The 19,503-nt window shown below is 62.7% G+C and carries 16 protein-coding genes and 1 pseudogene; 3 read left to right on the top strand and 14 right to left on the bottom strand.

Annotated features, from left to right (window positions below; translation table 11 throughout):
- Nucleotide 1: 1 nt before the first annotated feature.
- The 4 genes from BSP239C_RS08555 to BSP239C_RS08540 are packed head-to-tail and all read right to left on the bottom strand — an operon-like array spanning nucleotide 2 to nucleotide 4,294.
- On the bottom strand, nucleotides 2-937 hold the full coding sequence (locus BSP239C_RS08555) for a GntR family transcriptional regulator (protein WP_180958958.1): 936 nt from the start codon (nucleotides 935-937) through the stop codon (nucleotides 2-4).
- Nucleotides 938-978: 41 nt separating this feature from the next.
- Nucleotides 979-2,004, bottom strand: a complete 1,026-nt coding sequence (gene pdxA, locus BSP239C_RS08550; RefSeq protein ID WP_101571875.1) for a 4-hydroxythreonine-4-phosphate dehydrogenase PdxA — start codon at nucleotides 2,002-2,004, stop codon at nucleotides 979-981.
- Nucleotides 2,001-3,254, bottom strand: a complete 1,254-nt coding sequence (locus tag BSP239C_RS08545; protein WP_180958957.1) for a four-carbon acid sugar kinase family protein — start codon at nucleotides 3,252-3,254, stop codon at nucleotides 2,001-2,003. The genes pdxA and BSP239C_RS08545 overlap by 4 nt, the downstream gene beginning before the upstream one ends.
- Before the next feature lie 11 nt (nucleotides 3,255-3,265).
- Nucleotides 3,266-4,294: a 2-keto-3-deoxygluconate permease gene (locus tag BSP239C_RS08540; RefSeq protein ID WP_101571871.1), complete on the bottom strand. Its 1,029-nt coding sequence runs from the start codon at nucleotides 4,292-4,294 to the stop codon at nucleotides 3,266-3,268.
- Nucleotides 4,295-4,479: 185 nt separating this feature from the next.
- Between BSP239C_RS08540 and BSP239C_RS08535 the strand changes: the two genes are divergently transcribed.
- Entirely contained in the window at nucleotides 4,480-5,556 is a 1,077-nt protein-coding gene (locus tag BSP239C_RS08535) for an amidohydrolase family protein (RefSeq protein ID WP_180958956.1), read from the top strand.
- 23 nt (nucleotides 5,557-5,579) lie between these two features.
- On the opposite strand, the gene BSP239C_RS08530 is transcribed toward BSP239C_RS08535, so the two are convergent.
- Genes BSP239C_RS08530 through BSP239C_RS08515 form a run of 4 tightly spaced genes read right to left on the bottom strand, consistent with a single transcriptional unit; the run spans nucleotide 5,580 to nucleotide 11,202 of the window.
- Nucleotides 5,580-6,779, bottom strand: a complete 1,200-nt coding sequence (locus tag BSP239C_RS08530) for an acyl-CoA dehydrogenase family protein (RefSeq protein ID WP_101571867.1) — start codon at nucleotides 6,777-6,779, stop codon at nucleotides 5,580-5,582.
- 1 nt (nucleotide 6,780) lies between these two features.
- Nucleotides 6,781-8,007: a CaiB/BaiF CoA-transferase family protein gene (locus BSP239C_RS08525; protein ID WP_219618867.1), complete on the bottom strand. Its 1,227-nt coding sequence runs from the start codon at nucleotides 8,005-8,007 to the stop codon at nucleotides 6,781-6,783.
- 26 nt (nucleotides 8,008-8,033) lie between these two features.
- Entirely contained in the window at nucleotides 8,034-9,734 is a 1,701-nt protein-coding gene (locus BSP239C_RS08520) for an acyl-CoA dehydrogenase family protein (protein ID WP_101571865.1), read from the bottom strand.
- 55 nt (nucleotides 9,735-9,789) lie between these two features.
- Nucleotides 9,790-11,202, bottom strand: a complete 1,413-nt coding sequence (locus BSP239C_RS08515) for an MFS transporter (protein ID WP_101571863.1) — start codon at nucleotides 11,200-11,202, stop codon at nucleotides 9,790-9,792.
- 101 nt (nucleotides 11,203-11,303) lie between these two features.
- On the opposite strand from BSP239C_RS08515, the gene BSP239C_RS08510 reads away from it, so the two are divergent.
- Nucleotides 11,304-12,266 (top strand): LysR family transcriptional regulator, encoded by a 963-nt coding sequence (locus BSP239C_RS08510; RefSeq protein WP_226841876.1) that lies wholly within the window; start codon nucleotides 11,304-11,306, stop codon nucleotides 12,264-12,266.
- 21 nt (nucleotides 12,267-12,287) lie between these two features.
- On the opposite strand, the gene BSP239C_RS08505 is transcribed toward BSP239C_RS08510, so the two are convergent.
- Together BSP239C_RS08505 and BSP239C_RS20930 are read right to left on the bottom strand one after the other, a co-directional pair.
- Nucleotides 12,288-13,148, bottom strand: coding sequence for a CocE/NonD family hydrolase C-terminal non-catalytic domain-containing protein (locus BSP239C_RS08505; protein WP_257930142.1), 861 nt, complete (start codon nucleotides 13,146-13,148; stop codon nucleotides 12,288-12,290).
- A pseudogene (locus BSP239C_RS20930) lies at nucleotides 13,128-14,024 on the bottom strand (CocE/NonD family hydrolase); the annotation flags it as partial. The pseudogene BSP239C_RS20930 and the gene BSP239C_RS08505, both read right to left, overlap by 21 nt.
- 77 nt (nucleotides 14,025-14,101) lie before the next feature.
- Between BSP239C_RS20930 and BSP239C_RS08500 the strand changes: the two are divergent.
- The gene (locus BSP239C_RS08500; RefSeq protein ID WP_101571859.1) at nucleotides 14,102-14,704 is read left to right on the top strand and encodes a TetR/AcrR family transcriptional regulator; all 603 of its coding nucleotides are present in this window, start codon (nucleotides 14,102-14,104) and stop codon (nucleotides 14,702-14,704) included.
- A 3-nt stretch (nucleotides 14,705-14,707) separates the two neighbouring features.
- Here BSP239C_RS08500 and BSP239C_RS08495 read toward each other — a convergent pair whose 3' ends face one another.
- The 4 genes from BSP239C_RS08495 to BSP239C_RS08480 all read right to left on the bottom strand — a co-directional run bounded on the left by BSP239C_RS08495 (nucleotide 14,708) and on the right by BSP239C_RS08480 (nucleotide 19,490).
- Nucleotides 14,708-16,123: an aldehyde dehydrogenase family protein gene (locus BSP239C_RS08495; protein WP_101571857.1), complete on the bottom strand. Its 1,416-nt coding sequence runs from the start codon at nucleotides 16,121-16,123 to the stop codon at nucleotides 14,708-14,710.
- 91 nt (nucleotides 16,124-16,214) lie between these two features.
- Entirely contained in the window at nucleotides 16,215-17,711 is a 1,497-nt protein-coding gene (locus tag BSP239C_RS08490; RefSeq protein ID WP_226841877.1) for an APC family permease, read from the bottom strand.
- Between the two features lie 96 nt (nucleotides 17,712-17,807).
- The gene (locus tag BSP239C_RS08485; RefSeq protein ID WP_101571854.1) at nucleotides 17,808-18,776 is read right to left on the bottom strand and encodes a helix-turn-helix domain-containing protein; all 969 of its coding nucleotides are present in this window, start codon (nucleotides 18,774-18,776) and stop codon (nucleotides 17,808-17,810) included.
- 96 nt (nucleotides 18,777-18,872) lie between these two features.
- Nucleotides 18,873-19,490, bottom strand: a complete 618-nt coding sequence (locus BSP239C_RS08480) for a TetR/AcrR family transcriptional regulator (protein ID WP_101571851.1) — start codon at nucleotides 19,488-19,490, stop codon at nucleotides 18,873-18,875.
- Between the last annotated feature and the right edge of the window lie 13 nt (nucleotides 19,491-19,503).

Genomic DNA, 19,503 nt, shown 5'->3' with positions numbered 1-19,503 from the left:
CTCAGCAGTTCTGCGTACTGTGCCGACTTTCTCCGTCTTGCTGGGTCATTCTTTCGGCTAAGTCATTCATCGCCTCGGCGATCGACCGCGCTGCTTCGCTGAGTTCAGTGGCTTCTGCTGAACTCTTCGCATCAAGACTGCCGTAAGGAGTCGGAGTCTGCTTGGGAGTCGATCGGACTCGCGTGCCTGCAGGATCCGAAATCGCATCGACGTCGAAGATGACACGATCGGCGCGGTGCCAGGTACAGAAATACTCAATCACTTCACCCTTGTCATCACAGCTGGTTCCTTCGAGGACCAGAAGCGGGGCCGCTGAATGCAGCCCAAGCACAGCGGAGAGCTCTTCCGAAGCTGACACGGCCCTCACCTGGCGGTGGCCAGCAGTCACCGGCACTCCATAACGCTGCCGCAGGGTGTCATGGAGTGAGGAATCCACCAGATCCTTCGCTTCGAGCCCCGGTACTAGACGACGAGGGAGCCATGTGTGAATGAGGGCGATCGGCTCACCATCAACGCTCCGGCGACGATTGAGAGCAAGCAGATCTGACGTGCCCAACGCCTGTTGCGCACGAGGGTCCTCGCCGCGTTCAAGCGAGAGGACTTCAGTTGTCACCGAATCACCTGAACTCGAGAACTGGGTCGAGAGTCCTGACATCTTCTGCACGGCGCGGTGATGCTCGTGCTGTGGAGCTACTACACTTCCACGGCCGCGGCCGCGTTGGATGAGATTGTCGTTAGTCAGCGCTGCCATCGCCTGGCGGACGACGGAGCGCGAAATGCCGAACTTCTTCTGAAAGTCCGCTTCTGTGGGCATCCGCGTGCCAGGAGGCAACGCACCGCCGGATATTCCTTCTCGGATGACTTCGCTCAACTGCCGGTGGAGAGGCTCGTCGTGAGCGGAGTCGAGGACGTTGGCATTCAGGTCATCGATCCACATTTCCGCTCCTCTCCGTTCGGCAGACTCAGCGTAACAGCCGCTCACATGGCTTGGGCTGCATCCCAAACGACGTTCCATTCGGGAGCCAAGGTTGCGGCCCGCTCGATCGACAGGACGAGGCTGGCTTCGCGGGCGATGCCCTGCCCGGCGATGTCGAACGCGGTGCCGTGGTCGACCGATACACGGACAACGGGAAGTCCGACTGTGATATTCACTCCGTCATCACCGTAGACGGCTTTGAATGGGGCATGTCCCTGATCGTGATAGCACACGACTACGAGATTGTAGTTACCGCGCACAGCGGCTGGGATGAGTGCGTCTCCGGGCAGCGGGCCGACCACGTTGAGGCCCTGTTCGCGTGCTGCTTCGACTGCTGGAGCAAGAACATCGGCATCCTCGTCGCCGAACAGGCGGTTCTCTCCCGCGTGCGGATTGAGTCCTGCGAGTCCGATCGTTTCCTCGGGTTTGCCCATGGAGTCTGCGAAGGCGCCGGCCAGTCTGAGGACACTCAGTGTGCGATCGAAGGTGATGTTCTCGATCGCCTGGCGCATCGACACATGGGTGGTCAGGTGGAAGAAGTAGAGATCTCCGGCAGAAAGAACGAGTGAATAGTCTTTGACACCGAATTCATGAGCCAACAGTTCGGTATGACCAGGGAAGTTGTGACCGCCGGCATGCATGGCCGCTTTATTGAGAGGTGCTGTGACGATCCCGTCGACTTTTCCTTCCCTGGCGAGCCTGCAGGCTTCGACGACGAATCGGTAAGAGCCGTCCCCGGCTGCCTCGCTGAGTTCGCCTACGCCGACATCGGCCAGGGAGGAGCCGACTTGAATGACCTCGATGGTGCCCGGAATGTTCTTCGCTTCTGCCGGGGCTCCGATCTCACGCACGGATCCAGCGTCTCCACCGACGAATTCGACGCCTCGTTTGAGGGAGGCGATGTCGCCGATGACGACCGGGGTGCACTTCTCTCTCAGGTCATCATGCCCTATAAGGGACTTGGCGGTGATCTCCGGCCCGATGCCTGCGACATCGCCGAGGGTGATTGCCAATACGGGGAGGGTCATTGCGCTGGTCCTTCGTTGTTGTTGTGAAAACTATTGTGCAGAAGCTCTTCTGCGATATCTGTGACGTCGGTGGGACGTCCGAATCCTCCGGCTTTCGTCACGACTGTCGTGCCATGAGCCGATCCGCCCTCAATGGTTCCGATCGGGATACCTTCTCGGATGGTCGAGTGAATGCGGAGCCGCACCGCGCCGAGGCGGTTGAGCACGGCCCGTGCACCCTCGCCTCCCAGCAGCAGGAGACTCGTGGGAGTGGTGTCGTGCATCAGCAGTTCGGCCGCGTCGGCGAGGAGAGCCGCGACGAATTCGGTGGAATCTGTCCTCTCTTCGGGGGCGTTGACGATCACTATCGGCGCATCTGAACTGCTGGAGGAGAGGGCTTGGAGCCAGGCGAGCCGAGCCGAATCATCGAAGACTGAATCCAGATCAGGAGTCCACATCGCAACCTCGCTGCTCGGAAGCTCGGACAGGGTTGCGACTTGGTCTCTGGTGACGGTGTGCAGCGAGCTGGCGACGACGATCACCCGTTCTGAACTGCGCTGCGCCTCAGCAGGGAAATCGAGACCGCACCCCCACACGCCGGCCAGCGCGGCGGCGAGACCGGCCGAGCCGACCGGGACGATATCGTCACCGAACTCAGCGATTGCCTCGGCGATGGTGTCCAGGTCAGCCGATTCAACGGCATCGATCGTGATGATGGATGACGTTGAGCGTGCGGCCCTGATCGACGACACCAGGGAGTCACGCGTGAAGACGTCACCATGTGGAACCCTCACCCTGATGCTCCCGGGGAGGAGTTCGGACATCGAACTCGTCGTGACCGGAGTGACCGGGTCACGCCCAATCGCAGTTTCATGAACCACAGTCCCGTTGACCTGCAGCTGACCGTCAACGACCGTCCGACCCATCGCGGGATAGGCCGGACAGACAAGGGCGAAGGCCTGCGGATGATCTGATCGCCAGGCGGCCAGAGCGCCTGCGATCTGGGAGGAGACTGTTCCGCGCATGGTCGAGTCGATCTTGAGATAGACACGAGTCGCGATGCGCCTTCCCGACAGGACAGCTCTCTGCGTCCGATCATGCGCATCTGCACTGGCCAGTGCGCGAGAGTCGGTGACCCGCGCATTGACGGTTCCCGGTGCCTGCTGGTCATTGTCATCGTCGCTGAGCATGAGCGCCGTCGTCCACCCTGCGTGGGCGAACTGCACTGAGGAGTCGGTGGCCCCGGTCAGATCGTCGGCCACAACCAGCACAGACGCCACTGTCACAGACCCTCAGCCCGCAGCGGCTGCGCTTGCTCGCCCGAACCCTTGTTCTGCTTTTTGATGCCGCCCTGACGCTTGAGTACCCAGGCGGCCAGTAGCGGAGCGAGGACCGCAGAGACAAGGACAGCTGAGGCCACCTGAGCCGTGGCAACTTCCATATACGGTTCGAAGCTCGGATCGGCTCCCGCGATGATCGCCGGGGTTGCGATCGCATTGCCGGCCGTTGTCGCCGAGGCGATTCCGATACCTGACTGCTTGCCTCGTCGCAGAATCCAGCGGTAGCCGAAATAGGCGAGTGTACCGGTGATGACCGTGGCGATCGCGCCGACGAGGAGACCGGAGAGTCCACCGGTGACGACGTTGCCTAGGTCGATTCCGGTACCGAGTGCGAAAGCGAAGAACGGGATGACCATGTTGGGGATGGGACGCATGATCTCGGTCCACTTTTCATCGAGGTTTCCGACGATGATGCCGATGACAAGCGGAATGATCGCCGCAAGCAGAAGCGTGTAGGGAATGTCGGCCAGGCCTGCTGCTCCGAGGAAGAGCATCGAGAAGAAGGGGCCGTCATTGATCGCTGAGGCCATGTAGGCACCTCGGTCGCGTGCGTCTCCGTAGCGGCCGGTGAAGGCGAGCCACAATCCGCCATTGCTGTTGTCCATTGTGACGATAAGCGCCAGGATCGAGACACCCAAAATTCCCTCGATGCCGACGAACTGTCCCAGCAGCACGACGAGGCCGGCCGGAATGATCGACTTCGTCAGCAGAATGGTACCGGTCGTCGCCAACACCGGCCCCGAGGTTTTGAGCGTGATCTGCATGCCTGTGGCAAAGATCAGAATACCGATGAGCGGCAGTGCGCTATCGCGGAACAGCGCCGAGGTGAAGTTGCCCAGCTCGAGGAACCCGGGGAAGAACGTTCCGACGACTGAGCCCAGGATGAGCGGGATCAGCATGATCCCGCCCGGAATCCGGTTCATCCCGTCGAAGAGTGGAATGCGACTGGTGGTCTGTGATTCGGCAGCCATGGCGAATCCCCTTTTTAAGAGCCGTAGTGAGTAAATAATCGCCTATGTAGGTACTCAGTGTACGTACAATTGATCTGATCGCCAATACCCATCTGAGTTCACTTCATGGGCACCATCACATGACCGGGCCGAACTCGGGTTCGGAGTTCGCTAAGTACTCAAATATCGATCCGTACAGTGGGCACATGACTGTACTGCGCAATGTCCACGTAACCGATACCGAAGGCAATTGGAACAGCGAGCTCGTCGACGTCGAATTCTCTGCTACAATCACCTCGATCCGGCCTGCCTCAGAACCCGACAACAAAACCGCACGCTTCCTGGTGCCGGGTCTCATCGACACTCATCTCCACCTCGGTGAACGAGAGAAGCTGGTCACAGCGCTGCGTTCGGGACTGACGACGGTGTTGGATTTGGGTACCCACCCTGATTCTCGCGTGCATGAGCTTCAAGCCGACGACGCACTGCCGGCGATTATCAGTGCCGGTTCGGCCGCCTCGGCGCCTGGCAGCACCCAGATCGAGATGATGGGATTCCCTGCCGAATCCGGCGTCACCAGCCCCGACGACGCGAAGCGATTCCTCGACTGGCGAGTCGACAACGGTGCCGATCTCATCAAGATCATCACCGAGGACCCGGACGCCGGCGAGGTCCCCGCGCTCGACATTCCAACGTTGGTGGCCCTCGTCGCCGGCGCCCACGAGCGTGGGCTGCTGACCGTGGCCCACGTTGTCACCGCCGCGGCCTTCGACCGTGGCTTGGAGGCCGGAGTCGACATCCTCACTCACGCCCCGATTGATCGGCCACTCGATGACTGCACCCTCGCCCGCATGGAGGAACAGGGCACCATCGTCTCCCCCACACTGGTGATGATGCGCGCCATCGCAGACGCCCGCCTCGGCGAGCATGCCGACTCTGCCTTCGGCATCGCACTGAACAACGTCCGCGCCATGATCGACGCCGGGATCACCGTCGTCGCCGGCACCGATGCGAACGAGACGCCCTTCGCCCCGGTCGCGCACGGGCCCTCGCTGCACGATGAGATCGACTACCTCATCACCGCCGGGATGACGAGCGCAGAGGCGATCCGGGCAACCACATCCTCAGCCGCCGAGGCGCTGAGCCTGCGTGATCGGGGTCGGATCGTCGAAGGTGCCCGGGCCGACCTCGTCCTCGTTGACCGCGATCCGCTCAGGAACATCGGCGCTCTGCGCACCCCCGCCGAGGTATGGGTGGCAGGAGTCTCGCGGCACCGCTCCTAGGGTCGACTGTTCCAAATCAGCTCCTATCGGAACGCCTGCTCACCGGTGATGTGGCGGCCCAGGATGAGCGTGTGGACCTCGTCGGTACCTTCGTAGGTGCGCACCGATTCGAGATTGTTCGCGTGCCGCAGCGGTGAGTATTCGAGTGTGATGCCGTTGCCGCCGAGCATCGAGCGAGCCTCCCTGCAGATGGCGATCGCCTCGCGGCAGTTATTGAGCTTCCCGACCGAGATCTGGATCGGGTCGAGCGTGCCGGCATCCTTGAGGCGCCCGGTCTGCACGGCCACGAGGATTCCCTTCTGGATCTCGAGCACCATGTTCACCAGCTTCTGCTGGGTGATCTGGTAGCCGGAGAGAGGTTTGTCGAATTGGAGACGCTCCTGGGAATATTTCAGCGCCACCTCGTAGGAGTCGCGGGCGGCGCCCATCGCACCCCACATGATTCCGTAGCGGGCCTCGTTGAGGCAGGAGAACGGACCCTTCAGTCCCGTGACATCGGGCAGAACCGCCTCAGCGGGTAGATGGACATCGTCGATGTCGATGTCGCACTGGATGGAGGCCCGCATCGAGAGTTTCTGCTCGATGGGTGTTGCCGTGAATCCGGCGGTCTCGGTGGGCACGAGGAACCCGCGGATGCCGTCATCGGTGACGGCCCAGATGACGGCGACGTCGGCGATGGAGGCGAGGCCGATCCACCGCTTGGCCCCATTGAGCACCCAGGAACCATCGTCATTGCGGGTGGCTGTGGTGGCCATCGATCCTGGGTCGGAGCCAGCTGTGGGTTCGGTCAGGCCGAAGCAGCCGATGATCTCGCCCTTCGCCATGCCCGGCAGGTATTGGTTCTTCTGCTCTTCGGAACCGAATTTGTGGATCGCGGACATCGCCAGCGATCCCTGCACGGAGACGAAGGTCCGCAGACCGGAGTCTCCTGCTTCGAGTTCCAGTGCGGCGATTCCGTATTCGACGGCCGAACGTCCGGGGCAGCCGTAGCCGTGCAAGTGCATTCCCAGCAGTCCGAGCTCTCCCATCTCCCTCACGATCTCGCGGGGGAAGACCGCGTTCTCGTACCAGTCGGCGATGTTCGGGCGGATCCGTGCGTCGACGAATCTACGGACCTTGTTGCGGAGTTCGATTTCGGTCTCGCTGAAGAGCCCGGCGAGGTTGAGGAGATCGGATTTATCGATGTCGACGCTGTCCTGTGCAGTGGCGGTGGGCGTGGTCATATCAGGCTCCTTGCGTGGTCGTGGTCGGTGATGATGAGGCTCCGAGGAGGTCGTCCGTATCGGCCCCGAGCTCCGGTGGCGCCGAGCGTACAGGTGGGCGGACGCCGTTGAAGTTGACCGGGAAGGCCACCTGTCGCATCGGTCCGGCGGTGGGATGTTCGACCGTCTGGACCATTCCCAGAGCCTCGGTCTGCGGATCGGCATAGACCTCGTCGAGGTGTTTGATCGGTGCGGCGGGAACGCCGGTGGTCGAGAACAGCGCACACCAGTGGTCGACGGTATTCGTGCGTAGGGTGCGGGAGAGCTCCTCGTTGAGGTATTCGCGGTTCTCGACTCGACCGCGGTTGACCGACAAGCGTTCGTCACCACCGAGGTCTGGTCGGTCGATGGCTGTGCAGAGCCGCTGCCAGAGGGAGTCGTTGCCGATGGCGATGACAAAGTAGTCATCGGCGGCAGGGTAGGCCTGGTAGGGCACGAGGTTGGGGTGACCTGAGCCCAGAGCCTGTGGGCGTTTGCCGTCGGCGAAGTAGTTCGTCGCCCAGTTCACGTGCAGTGCCAGCTGACCCTCGTAGAGCGAGGTCGTCAAGTATTGGCCCTTGCCGGTCCGGCTGCGTTCGAAGAGCGCGGAGACGATGCCGATGATGCCGAACAGGCCCGCCCCCAGGTCACCCATGGCGAACCCGGACTTCATCGGGGGGCCTCCGGCCTCACCGGTCAGGGACATGAGCCCACCCCGAGCCTGGGCAACCATGTCGTAGCCGGGTTCATCGCGCATCGGCCCGTGGTCACCGTAGGCGGAGATGTGGAGGATGACGAGGTGCGGGAACTTCGTCGAGAGCTCCTTGTAGTCAAAGATCGTCTGCAGGGAGCTGCCAGGCCTGAAATTCTCGACAAGGACATCGGCCCCGGCCAACAGTTCGTGGACCTGCGCCTGTCCCCGAGAGGATTTGAGGTCGATCGTCACGGACTTCTTGCTGTGATTGGCTGCGTGGAAATAGGTGGCATCGGCCCCGACCATGGGCGGGCCCCAGGCACGTGTCGGGTCTCCCCCGTCCGGATGCTCAACCTTGATCACCTCGGCACCGAGGTCCGCCAGTGACATCGTGGCATAGGGACCGGCGAGGATCTTCGAAAGATCGATGACGCGCACGCCGGCGAGTGGCCCTTCGAAGGTCTCACCTGCCGCGGTGGTCGCATCGGGTGTGGGCTCTGTGTCTGTGGTTCTCACGAATTTCTCCGGTGTCGTGTGTGGCTTCAGGCCACGGGTGCAGGGAGTGAGGACAGCGCTTCGCGGGTCACGCTTGCTCCGTCGACGATGTCTTCGAAATGGGCGAGCGTGTCGACGACGGCAGTTTCATCGGCGCTGATGTTGCCGCCGATGAAGGCCTTGGCGACGAGCAGCTTGCGGAAGTTGGTGTCGCGGGTGACTTCGGCATCGGCCTGTTCGAGCAGCAGGGTAGCCATGATCAGCTGTGCTAGATCGTCGGCATAGCCGCCGATGAGAGCCTCAGCAACATCCGGCTCAGCACCCAGGATCACGTCACCGCGGTCGACGATCGCCGTCCACCGGGTCAGGAGCTCACGGACCTCAGGGCCCGCCTCGGCGAGGGTGATGGGGGTCAGCTTCTCTTCCATCGTCTTCGCCAGGAGGCGGTGGGTGTCTTGTTTGCGCATGCAACGCAGCACGTCGAGGGCGATGACATTGCTCGAGCCTTCCCAGATGGAGCCGAGGTGGGAATCGCGGACGAGGCGAGCATCGGGCCATTCTTCGATGTAGCCGCGACCGCCGCGAATCTCCATCGCCTCTCCGGTGACGAAGCGAGCCCGTTTGCAGATGTAATGTTTGGCCAGCGGGGTGAGCACGCGGATCTGCGCGGCCGCGGACTCGTCGCCGGCGTCACCGCGCTGAAGCATGTCACCGCAGTAGAAGACGAGCCCGAGGGCGGCCTCGGCTTCGGCCTGCAGCGGCAAAAGGGTCATGCGCATCAGTGGCGCCTTGATGAGTGGCTTGCCGAAAACCACCCGTGTGCGGGCGTGGGCGAGCGCTTCGTTGATCGACCGGCGCATGAGTGCGGTGGCGCGCATCGCATTGGACAGGCGGGAGGTGTTGACCATCTCCGCCATCTGCCGAAAGCCGCGGTCGAGCTTCCCGACCTGCACGGCGTAGGCACCGTCAAGGGTGACCTCGCCGCTGGGCATCGATCGGGTGCCCAGCTTGTCCTTGAGACGGTCGATGACATAGGAGTTCTTCGACCCGTCCGGGCGACGTTTGGGCAGCATGAAGAGTCCGACACCGCGTGTGGTGTCATCGCCGCCGGGGAAGCGGGCGAGGGTGAGGATAATGTCTGCGTCGGGATTCGAGGCGAACCATTTGCGCCCGGACAGCTTCCAGTTCTCACCGTCGCGTTCGGCCACCGTCGAAGTCTGGGCGATGTCCGTGCCCGCATGGATCTCGGTCATGAACATCGCACCGGTGAACCGATGATCGGGATCAGTTGAGATCAGACGATCGATCGCCTCGGTGATCTGCTGACCTTCACCGAACTTCCGCAGGGTCCTGGCAGCGGCATCGGTCATCGACACGGGACAGGCCAAACCGAACTCGGCCTGGACGAAGACGTAGGAGAGGATGTACTTCACCAGGTGAGGGGGCAGGTCATCCCAACCATGGAGACCGCGATGGGAGAGCGCGGAGAGACCGTACTCCTCGTAGGCGGCCTTCTGCAGCTCTTGGTAGCTGGCGTGGTAGTCGATGGCATCGACCCGGTCGCCTTCCCGATCGAACTGGGCCAGAGTCGGCGGGTTCTTGTCGGCCACGTCAGCCAAGGGTGCGAGCCGCTCGGCCGCATCGGCGCCCAGGGCAGCGAGCACGGGGGCCAGGCGATCCCGATCCGCCGGCTCGAGATAGGACTCGATGAGGGGCTGCAGGGCTGGGTCGAGATCGACGTAGTTCATTGTTCCTTCTCTGGTCATCGGTGGCTGCTGTGCTGATCGGTGAAATCGGTGGTGATCAGATGCTCGTGGTGGGTGTCGTGACGGCGGGTTCTGTTGGGGTCGCCGAGGTGGTGCTTGCTTTCGCCTGGTGCCCGGCTTCTCCTTCGCGGTTGATCCAGGATTTGCCGCGCAGCAGGAGCGACATGCAGACAATGGAGATGAGGACGTATCCGAGGCCGAGGCAGACGACGACCCAGATCGATCCGGTGGTGCTGAGCAGGAACTGGCTGAGGAAGGGTGCGGTGCCGGCGAACAGCGCCGTCGAAACCTGGTAGGCAACGGAGATCCCGGTGTAGCGGATGGTGGTGGGGAACAACTGGGCGAGGACGCCGGCTAGTGCCGCGTAGTACATTGCGTGGGGCGCGGTGGCCAGGACCATGCCGAGCATCGCCAGCCCGAAGTTGCCGGTCTGGATAAGGAGGAACATCGCCGGCAGCAGCACCAGTTCTGGCAGCAGCATGACGAGGATGGCTTTTTTGGTGTCGATCTTCGACGCAAGGATGGCTCCGAAGGGCTGGATGATCACCTGGGCGATGAGGGCCACAGTCACGATCTGAAGGAATTCGGTGCGCCCGAAATCCAGGTCGGTCGTCGCCCAGGACAGAGCGAAGGTGGTTTTGACGTAGGTGATAGCCACGCCGGTGACGACGGCACCGATGGCCAGGCCGACGACCTTCCAATGGTCGCGCAGCAGCTCGACGATCGGGGTGCGCGTCTGCGGTGCTTTCTCCGTCGCCGCAATCATCTCGGGAGATTCGGTGATCTTGAGTCGAATGTAGAGTCCGACGAGGATGAGAATGGCAGAGGCGAGGAAGGGAATCCGCCAACCCCAGGAACCGAAGTTCTCCGCGCTCATATAGGTCAGTCCGAGGAAGGAGACGGTAGCCAACAGGTTGCCCACCGGCGAACCCTGCTGTGCAAAGGCACCGTAGAGGATTTTCTTGCCCGGAGGTGCGAACTCGGTCGCGATGAGGACCGCACCGCCCCATTCGCCTCCCATGGCGACTCCCTGGATGATGCGGAGGAGGACCAAGAGGATCGGAGCCATGAAGCCGATCTGCTCGTAGGTGGGCAGGAGGCCGACGCCGACCGTGGCCATCCCCATCAGCAGGAGTGTCGTGATGACGGTGTTCTTCCGACCGAATTTGTCGCCGAAGTGACCGAAGATGACGCCACCGAGTGGCCGGGCGATGAAGCCGACGGCAAACGTGGCGAAGGCAGCGAGTGTGCCCATGGCGGGGCTGACTTCCGGGAAGAAGAGTTTGCCCAGCACCAGCGCCGAGGCGGTGCCGTAGATGTAGAAGTCGAACCATTCGATGGTGGTGCCGACGAAGGCTGCGGTGCCTGCGCGGCGCCCCTGCTTGGGATCGACTGTCGAAGCTGGTGTCGCGTCCGTGTCGCGGATCGACGCTGATCCAAGATTGCTCATGTCTGCTCTCTAGTTGCTGGAGGTGGTGGCTCAATCTGTGCCAGTGATCACTGTTCCACTTGTATTACTCAGAGTCCAAGACGTAATCTCTAGGTTATTAATTGGATATTTTTATCAATGAGGCATCGGCGATCGACGAAGGAAGCTTCGCTGCCCCTCGGAGGAAGGTTCATCGGATGGAGCTGCGGCACTTCGCGGCGTTCACTGCCGTGGCACAGGAGCTGCATTTCGGTCGGGCCGCCGAGACTCTGCACATCGCCCAACCAGCGCTGAGCCAGATGATCCGCTCGCTGGAGAAGGACATGGGCGTGCAGCTGTTCGAGCGCACCACACGCAGAGTCAGACTCACCTCCTCCGGTGAGGCGCTCCTCGAACCGGCTCAGGGGATCCAAGCCCAGGTCGACGGGGCCCGTCGCATCGCCCGGGCCGCGCAGGAAGGCGTGGTCGGTCGGGTGAAGATCGGCTTCGGCGGGACCAGCGGCTATTCGATCCTGTCCCGACTCTCCCGTGAAGTCGCCCACCGACAACCAGGCATCAGTCTCGAGCTGCACCCGCAGACATATTCCGGCGAGGCGGCGCTGGCGATCCGTGACGGAAGAATGGATCTGGCAGTGGTCAGCCCACCTTCACCTGCCGGGATCGACGTCCATGCCATCCGCCAGGAGCGGGTGATGGTCGCCCTTCCCACCGACCATGAACTCGCCGACAAAGAGATCGTGTCGATGACCGATCTGGTCGATCAGCCATTCATCTCCTATGCCCCGTCGCATGGCTCCCAAGTCCGTGAGGTGATGATGCGCCTGGCCGACGAGGCCGGCTTCCTCCCCCACATCATGCAGGAAGCACCCGACCCCTACAGCCTGCTTGCACTCGTCGGCGCCCAGGTCGGCATTGCGATCGTCGTCGAATCCTCAGACCACATCCACATCGACGGAGTCACCTATGTTCGCCTCGCAGAGGGCGGGGATGCCTTCACCCTCGCGTTGGGCTGGCGCCGCAACAACCCCTCGGAGGCCCTGGCCCGGGTGATCGAGGTCGTGCGGGAGATCCTGCCCGAGGCCTAAGCAGGCGACTTGCCTCGCCGACTACTTGAGCACAGGCAGCTGGAGGTAGGAAGCATTCTCTCCACCTGTGTGGATCACATGCTGACCGCTGTTCGCACCGACGTACTCGTGGATTCCCGGCATCATCGTACCCAGCAGGTTCCGTGAGCTGATGACGAAGCGCAGCTGCTCACCCGGATGGAAGGCCAAGCCGATGGGAAGCAGATCGATCTCCACTTCAGCGAGCTGAGCAGGCTGCAGCTTCTCGACCCGGTCGAAGGCGTGGGCGGGCACGTCCTCGGCGGACAGCGCCTCGTCGAGGTGGCGCATCGAGACGCGCAGCCGTCCGTCAGATCCTTTGTACTTCAAGATCGTCGCCCCATGATCGGTGGCGTCGTGGATCCGGGCATTCTGGTTCGGCACGGTGAATGCCTGCAGCGGTGTTCCGTGTGCGTCGAGCTTCTGGAGCAGGACGAACAGGTCCATGTCATCGGAGCCGCGGGCCTCGACCCACAGGTGGGCCTTCGGGTATCCGACCAGTTCGGTCTCTTCGTCGAATCGGGTGATGAAGGAGACCGCGTTCGGGTTTGCTGCCACGTCGTAGCTCGCCTCCGCCGAGGCGGTCGGTGTGGTTATCGTCAGAGAACGTGAATTCGCCTCGAGGTAGAACCTCGTCGAGTCCACTTCGGCAGGTGGGAAAGACTCGGCAGGAATGCCGGTGCGGTCACCACCTTCGAGGTCGAGGACCGAGTAGCGCACCCGAGGTGTCTCTTCCCATCCGTTGTCTTCACCCCTGAGGTAGTGGTCTAAGAATCGGCGCAGATCCTCGACGTTTGCCTCGTCGTAATAGTCAGACCATTCCTGGGAGTTGTGGATCCGCAGCCATTTCTCTTCGCAGGCCATCCGCCTCCAGGCACGGAAGGTTCCGGCCGTATGCAGGGTGTTGGAGTAGCTTGCCACGACGTAGGCGGGCACATTGATCTGATCGAACTCGGGGATCTTATTCTCCCACAGCTCGTCCATCAGCGGGTGGGCATCAGCCTCGGCGAGGATGTCTTCCTTCTGGTTCTTGCCGAAGAAGCTGCCTTCCTGGAGCTGGCGAGCGAACCCGGTGTCAGGCATTCCGCCGCGCATCACGAGGTCACGGTAGACGTCGCTGACTCCTTCCCAAGGGTTGATCGCGGCCAGGTGCGGGGGCTGCTCCGCCGCGGTGAACCACTGCGAGACAGCCAGGTAGGACGTTCCGCTCATTCCGACCTTTCCGGTGCACCATTCCTGCTCGGCGAGCCATTCGATGACGTCAAAGCAATCGCGACCTTCTTGACGATCTCAGAGCACACTGTCTCCGTCGGAGTCGACGACGCCGCGGATATCTGGGTTGGCGATGGCGTATCCGCGAGCACACCAGTACGCCGGGTCCGGGCCTTCGAACTTCTCCAGACCGGAGACGACGGAGTTGTCGAGTCCGGCGAGGCCGAAGACTCCCATTACGCTCGCCGAGGTGCCCTGGGCCTTGCCGTAGGGGCTCCAGGCCACGATGACCGGTACCTGCTCAGCTCCCGCAGGGCGGAAGATGTCGACGTGGACGGTGGTGCCGTCGCGCAGCTGGACGGAGGTGTCCTTCTCGAACACGATGTCGACCGGCAATTCTCGGAACGGCGGTGCGATTCGGAAGCCGGCTTCAAGGGTTCTGGTTCCTGGATCGAAGGCGGTGAGAATGCCGGTTCTGGCCTCCGGCAGCGGGCTGGATGGAATGTATGCCTTCTGGTCATCGCTCATGATGAGAGCCTACGTCCACACTGCACCCAAACTCAACAGGTGTTGAGTTAAATTTCTCTGGGAGATACATTTGTCCCATGAGCAAGGAAAAGGAATCGTCGTCACCGTCCAAGCGGGGCAGGCGTCCCGGGTCTGGAACCACCCGTCAGGCGGTCCTTGATGCCGCACGGACTCGGTTCGCGAACCAAGGATTCACCGACACGACGATCCGCCTGGTCGCCGCCGATGCGGGGGTCGACGCCTCCCAGGTGATGCAGTTCTACCGCTCGAAGGAGGAACTCTTCGCCGCGGTGATGGCGGTGCCGGTTTCGGCGCTGGAGCGTTTCGACACCGCTTTTGAAGGACCCGACGAGCACCTCGGCGAACGTGTCGTGCACGCGTTTCTGCGCGCCTGGGAATCCATCCCCGAGGAGTCACAGCCGCTGATGGCGATGCTGCGCGGCGCCATCGTCAATGAGAATGCCAGCAACCAGCTGGCCGATTTCATCCAGTCCCGACTGCTGAAGGGCACTGCGGACAGCAGTGATGCCAGTGCCGCATTGCGCGCAGCACTGGCATCATCGATGCTCGTCGGCATCGTCACCGGCAGATCAGTCATCGGAGTGCCCACCCTGTCCGAAGCGGAGGTCGACGACATCGTCGCGATCACCGCCCCGGCGATCCAGGAGATCCTCGGGTAGGTCTTACCAGCTGATCACGTGAGGAACGCTGACGTGCTTGAGTCCTTCGAGTCCGAATTCGAGGCCGAAGCCTGACTTCTTCACGCCGCCGAAGGGGATGCGCGGATCCACGGCACCGTGCTTGTTGATCCAGGTCGAGCCTGCTTCAAGCCGCGCTGCGACCTTCTTGCATTCTTCGAGGTCACTGCCCCATACCGAGGAACCGAGCCCGACCTCGAGCCCGTTGGCCCAGCCGATGGCCTGCTCCAGGTCGGTGTATTTGATGATCGGCAAGGCAGGCCCGAACTGTTCCTCGGCGACCAATGGGTTGTCATTGTCGATGTCGGCCACCAGCGTGGTCGGGTAGAAGTACCCGGGCTGACCCGCGACGGGATCTCCCCCGGTGAGCACACGCGCACCGGAGTCCTTGGCCGCTTGGACGAGGTTCGCGACGATGTCGTACTGCTGCTTGTTCTGCAGCGGGCCCAGCACGTTCTCCTCATCAAGGCCCACTCCCATCGGGGACTGTTTTGCCACCTCGACGAGGGCTTCGCAGACCTGGTCATAGAGGGATTCGGGCACGTAGAGGCGCTTCATCGCCGCACAGGTCTGACCGGTGTTGATGAATGCACCCCAGAACAGGTCGCCGGCGATGGCCACGGGGTCGGCGTCCTCGAGCACGATCCCTGCATCGTTGCCGCCCAGCTCCAAGGTCAGCCGGGCCAGAGTATCGGCGGCCGAGCGCATGATCGCCTGGCCGGTCTTCGTCGAACCGGTGAACATGATCTTGTCGACGTCCGCATGCGAGGTCAGTGCGGCACCGACTTCGCCGCCGCCGGGGACGACGGTGAGGGCATCGGCAGGGAGGACCTGATTGACCACTGCGACGAGTGCCTGCACGGACAACGGCGTGTATTCGGAGGGCTTGAGGACGACGGTGTTGCCCATCTTCAAAGAGGGCGCGAACTGCCAGACGGAGATCATCATCGGCCAGTTCCAGGGGCCGACGGCTCCGACGACGCCGACGGGTCCGTAGTGGAGTTCGGCATGGGTCTCCTCGTCGTTGACAAGAACTTCAGGCTCGAGCTCGAAAGCGGCGTTGGCCCGCAGCCATGCGGCGCAGGCGCCGACCTCGAAACGGGCATTGGGTCCGTTGAGCGGCTTGCCCTGCTCACGCGAGAGCAGCTCGGCCAGAGCCTCGGCGGAGGCCTCGACCGCGTCAGCGGCCTGGTTCAGCAGATCGCTGCGCTCCTTCGACGTCCGCGACGCCCATTCCGGCTGAACCTTGCGTGCAGCTGCAACGGCGGTGTCGATGTCGGCGGTGCTGCCCTCACGGGTGCGACCGACGACCTCGCCGGTGGCAGGATCGAGCAGTTCGCGACCGTTCGGGTCATCGATCGATGTCAGCAGTCCTGCGAAAGTGGTGAGGTCGGTGCTCATGATTCTCCTTTTTCGGGGGTGGAACGAGTGGTTGAGGTGTGGACGAGAGGCACGGATCGAAGCTGGGTCATGGATCGGACGGGTCGGGGCCTCACCCCAGGCTTCCACCTGTGCCGATGCCTGCATAGAGCTGCGGGCGACGCGACCGGAGGACTATGGCCCAGATGGTTCCGATGATTCCGGGCACGATCACGATGGCAGGCAGCAGCCAGGACAGCACCGAGGTGCCTTCTAAGCCGATGAGGACGTTGAAGTTGATGACGATGGACACGAAGAGGGCGATCAGTCCGATCGCCGAGAGCCCCGGTGCAATGGCTCGCGTCCACAGCGAATATTCCAGAGAGTGAGAGCGCAGGTATCCGACCACGGCCAACGCGGTCAGCGCCATGAGGAGCACGAGGCCGAAGGCGCCCATGTTCGTGAGCCAGGTGAACAGGGTGACGACGGGGAAGAGCGGGTCCTGGCTGCCGGCGCCGACGATGGCGAAGACGAGGATGACGATGAGACCCAGTCCCGACTGGGCTAGGGACCCGGCAACAGGGGCACCGGAACGGCGAGAGGTCGCGGCGAGGAATGCGGGCAGCACCCGGTCACGGCCGAGGGCGAAGAAGTAGCGGGCCACGATGTTGTGGAAGGCGACGAGCGCAGCCAGCAGAGAGGTGAGGAAGAGAAGGTTCGCGAGGTCGACGAACCACACCGGGGCGTGCTCACCGAGGAAGACGAACATGAGGTCAGGTCCGAACTCCTGGGACCGTCCGACCACGTTCGATGCACCTTCGGCCACGGTCATCGCCCAGGCGGAGAACGCATAGAAGACGGCGATGACGCTCACCGCGATGATCGTCGCCCGCCCGGCCGTGCGCTTGGGGTCCTTGACCTCTTCGTTGTAGATCGCACCCGATTCGAAGCCCATGAATGCTGCGATCGAGAAGGCCAATGCGGCACCGACTCCAGGAGCGAAGAGCTGATCCGGAAGCATTCCGTCAGCCGTCACGCCCTCGGGGCTGTGTGCGAATCCGATGATGTCGAAGACGATGACGACGAGGAACTCGGTGCCGACGATGATCCCGAGGACCTTCGCGGAGAAGTCGACCCGGCTGATGCCCATGAGTCCGACGATCGCCCAGGCGACAAGCGCACAGATCCACCAGGAGACCTGTAAGCCGAACAGCGAATCGAGGAAGGAGGAGAAGACGAAGCCGAACATTCCGGAGATGCCGATCTGCAACGAGTTATACGCCACCAGAGCGGTCAGTGCCGCACCCATTCCCACGGGCTTGCCCAGCCCCTTGGAGATGTAGGCGAAGAAGGCACCCGCATTGTGCACGTGCCGGCTCATCGCCGCATATCCGATCGCGAACAGCACGAGGACGACGCCGAGGACGATGAACGACAGAGGGATCCCCAGCAGCCCGGTCACTGCGAAGTTGCTCGGGACTCCGCCGGCGACAACCGTGAGCGGCGCCGAGGCGGCGATGATCATGAAGACGAGGGCGAGAGTTCCGATCCGGCGGGAGTTCAGCCCCAGACTGGCAGCCTCCGGCACTGTGTTCTTTGCATAGAAGCCTGGTTCGCTTTTCACTTCCATGTGATCCACCTCTGAGATTGACTGTATGGTCAGGTTCTCTCATCAGAGTGTGACGCGTCTTGGCTCTGGGGGCAGGACTCTTGACTTTCGGCGCAGTCAGGTCAGCGAGCTGCTGCGGTATTGGGCCGGCGGTGAGCCCACGACATTGCGGAAGAGCCTCGAGAAGTGGGCAGGGTCGCTCAGACCCCACCGGGCGCCGATCGCGGCGACGGGCACTTGAGCCTGCAACGGATCAGCAAGGTCCTCTCGGCAGCGGTCGATGCGCAGGCGACGGATCTCGCTGGAGACCGTCTCACCGCTGCCTTCGAAGATCTGGTGGAGGGCACGCACCGACATGAAATGTGCGGCGGCGATCGTTGAGGGGGTGAGCTGCGGATCGGTGAGATGGTCCTTGATGTAGGTGGTGATCTGCGACCACAGCCGCCGCCTCTCCCCTGGCGCTTCTGTCGCAGACAGCTCATCGGCCATGACCGTGGCGAGCAGGTCGACGACGTTGCCGGCCAATCTGATGCCCACTGATCGGCTAAGGGTAGGCAGCATGGCCCCGGCCTGGGTGATGAGCTGGGTGGCGGCGACTCCGAGCTGATGCTCAGCACCGATCGAGGTCGCCGTGAGTTGGCGGACGGTTTCAGCGGGCAGATTGACCCGCGATTGCGGGAACATCATGACATAGGAGGAGAAGTCGCAGTCGAAGCTGAGCGTGTACGGCCGCGAGGTGTCATAGATGGCCAGTGACCCGGGTGCCAGGGACACTTCCCGTCCGTCTTGGACGAGCAGCCCGTGCCCCTTGAGCTGGAGTGACACCTTATAGTAGCTCGACCGGCCTGCCCCCTGGCCGCCGGTGCCGGCGCCTGTGCCGGTATCGGCGGAGATGAGGCTGGGTGTGCGCAGCACGGCGTGAGGGTTGGCGCTGATATAGGACATGACCACGGAATCGTAGTCACGGGCGCTGATCGCCCCTCGGAAGCCGCCGCGGCGTTGAGGTTCGGTGTCCAGCGGCACAAATGAGTCCGAGACGAGGGATTTCCACCCGTCGAAGTCTGAGGCTGTGCTCTCAAGTAACATCTTCGTCCTCTGCAGAAACGATCGGTCGGCGACGTCAGCGTCGACGACCGCTTGGCGCTCACTCTATCCCCAACCACGCAGGGAGTCACGAGCCTGTCAGGTTTTACCGACCGAATGGTCATGAACGGCGCTCAGCCGTACGATGACGTAGTCGAGCTGACCTCGGAAGCCTGCGAAGTCGAAGGTGTCACCGCCGATGATCGCGGTGGTCTGAGCGCCGAGCAGATACGTCAGCAGCACATCGGCCGTGGGCTCGATGGCCACCTCGGCGGCCAGTTCCCGGTCACTGTGGGCCTGGTGCAGCCAGCTGAGGATCCACGTGCGCCACAGGCTCATGGTCGTACGAGTGGTCTGGGCATGGTCGGGACTCTGGGCCACCTCGGCGAGGAACGACAGGACGACCCGGGCTTCGTCGTGGAGTTCGGGGGTGACCGGGAGGACTTCGTGGGCGAAGGCCCGCAGTGCCGCGATGCCTCGCAGGTGCGCAGTCGAGAATTCGACGCGACGATTCGTGGCCTCGAAGACGAACAGATAGGTGGCCGCCAGCAGATCGGATTTGGAGGCGAAGTAGGACTTGATCGCCCCGTTGGCGAAGCCCGCCTCGGTGGCGATGTCGCGCATCGTCGCCCCTGCCAAGCCCTGCCGAACGATGATGCGCAGGGTCGCCTCGACGAGCTCACGACGACGCTGGTCGTGGTCCACAATCTTGGGCATGCTTCCTCCGGCC

The sequence above is a fragment of the Brevibacterium sp. 239c genome, assembly GCF_900169365.1.
GTDB lineage: Bacteria > Actinomycetota > Actinomycetes > Actinomycetales > Brevibacteriaceae > Brevibacterium.
Note: the sequence above shows the minus strand (reverse complement) of the source record. Positions and strands in the feature narration are given on the sequence as shown.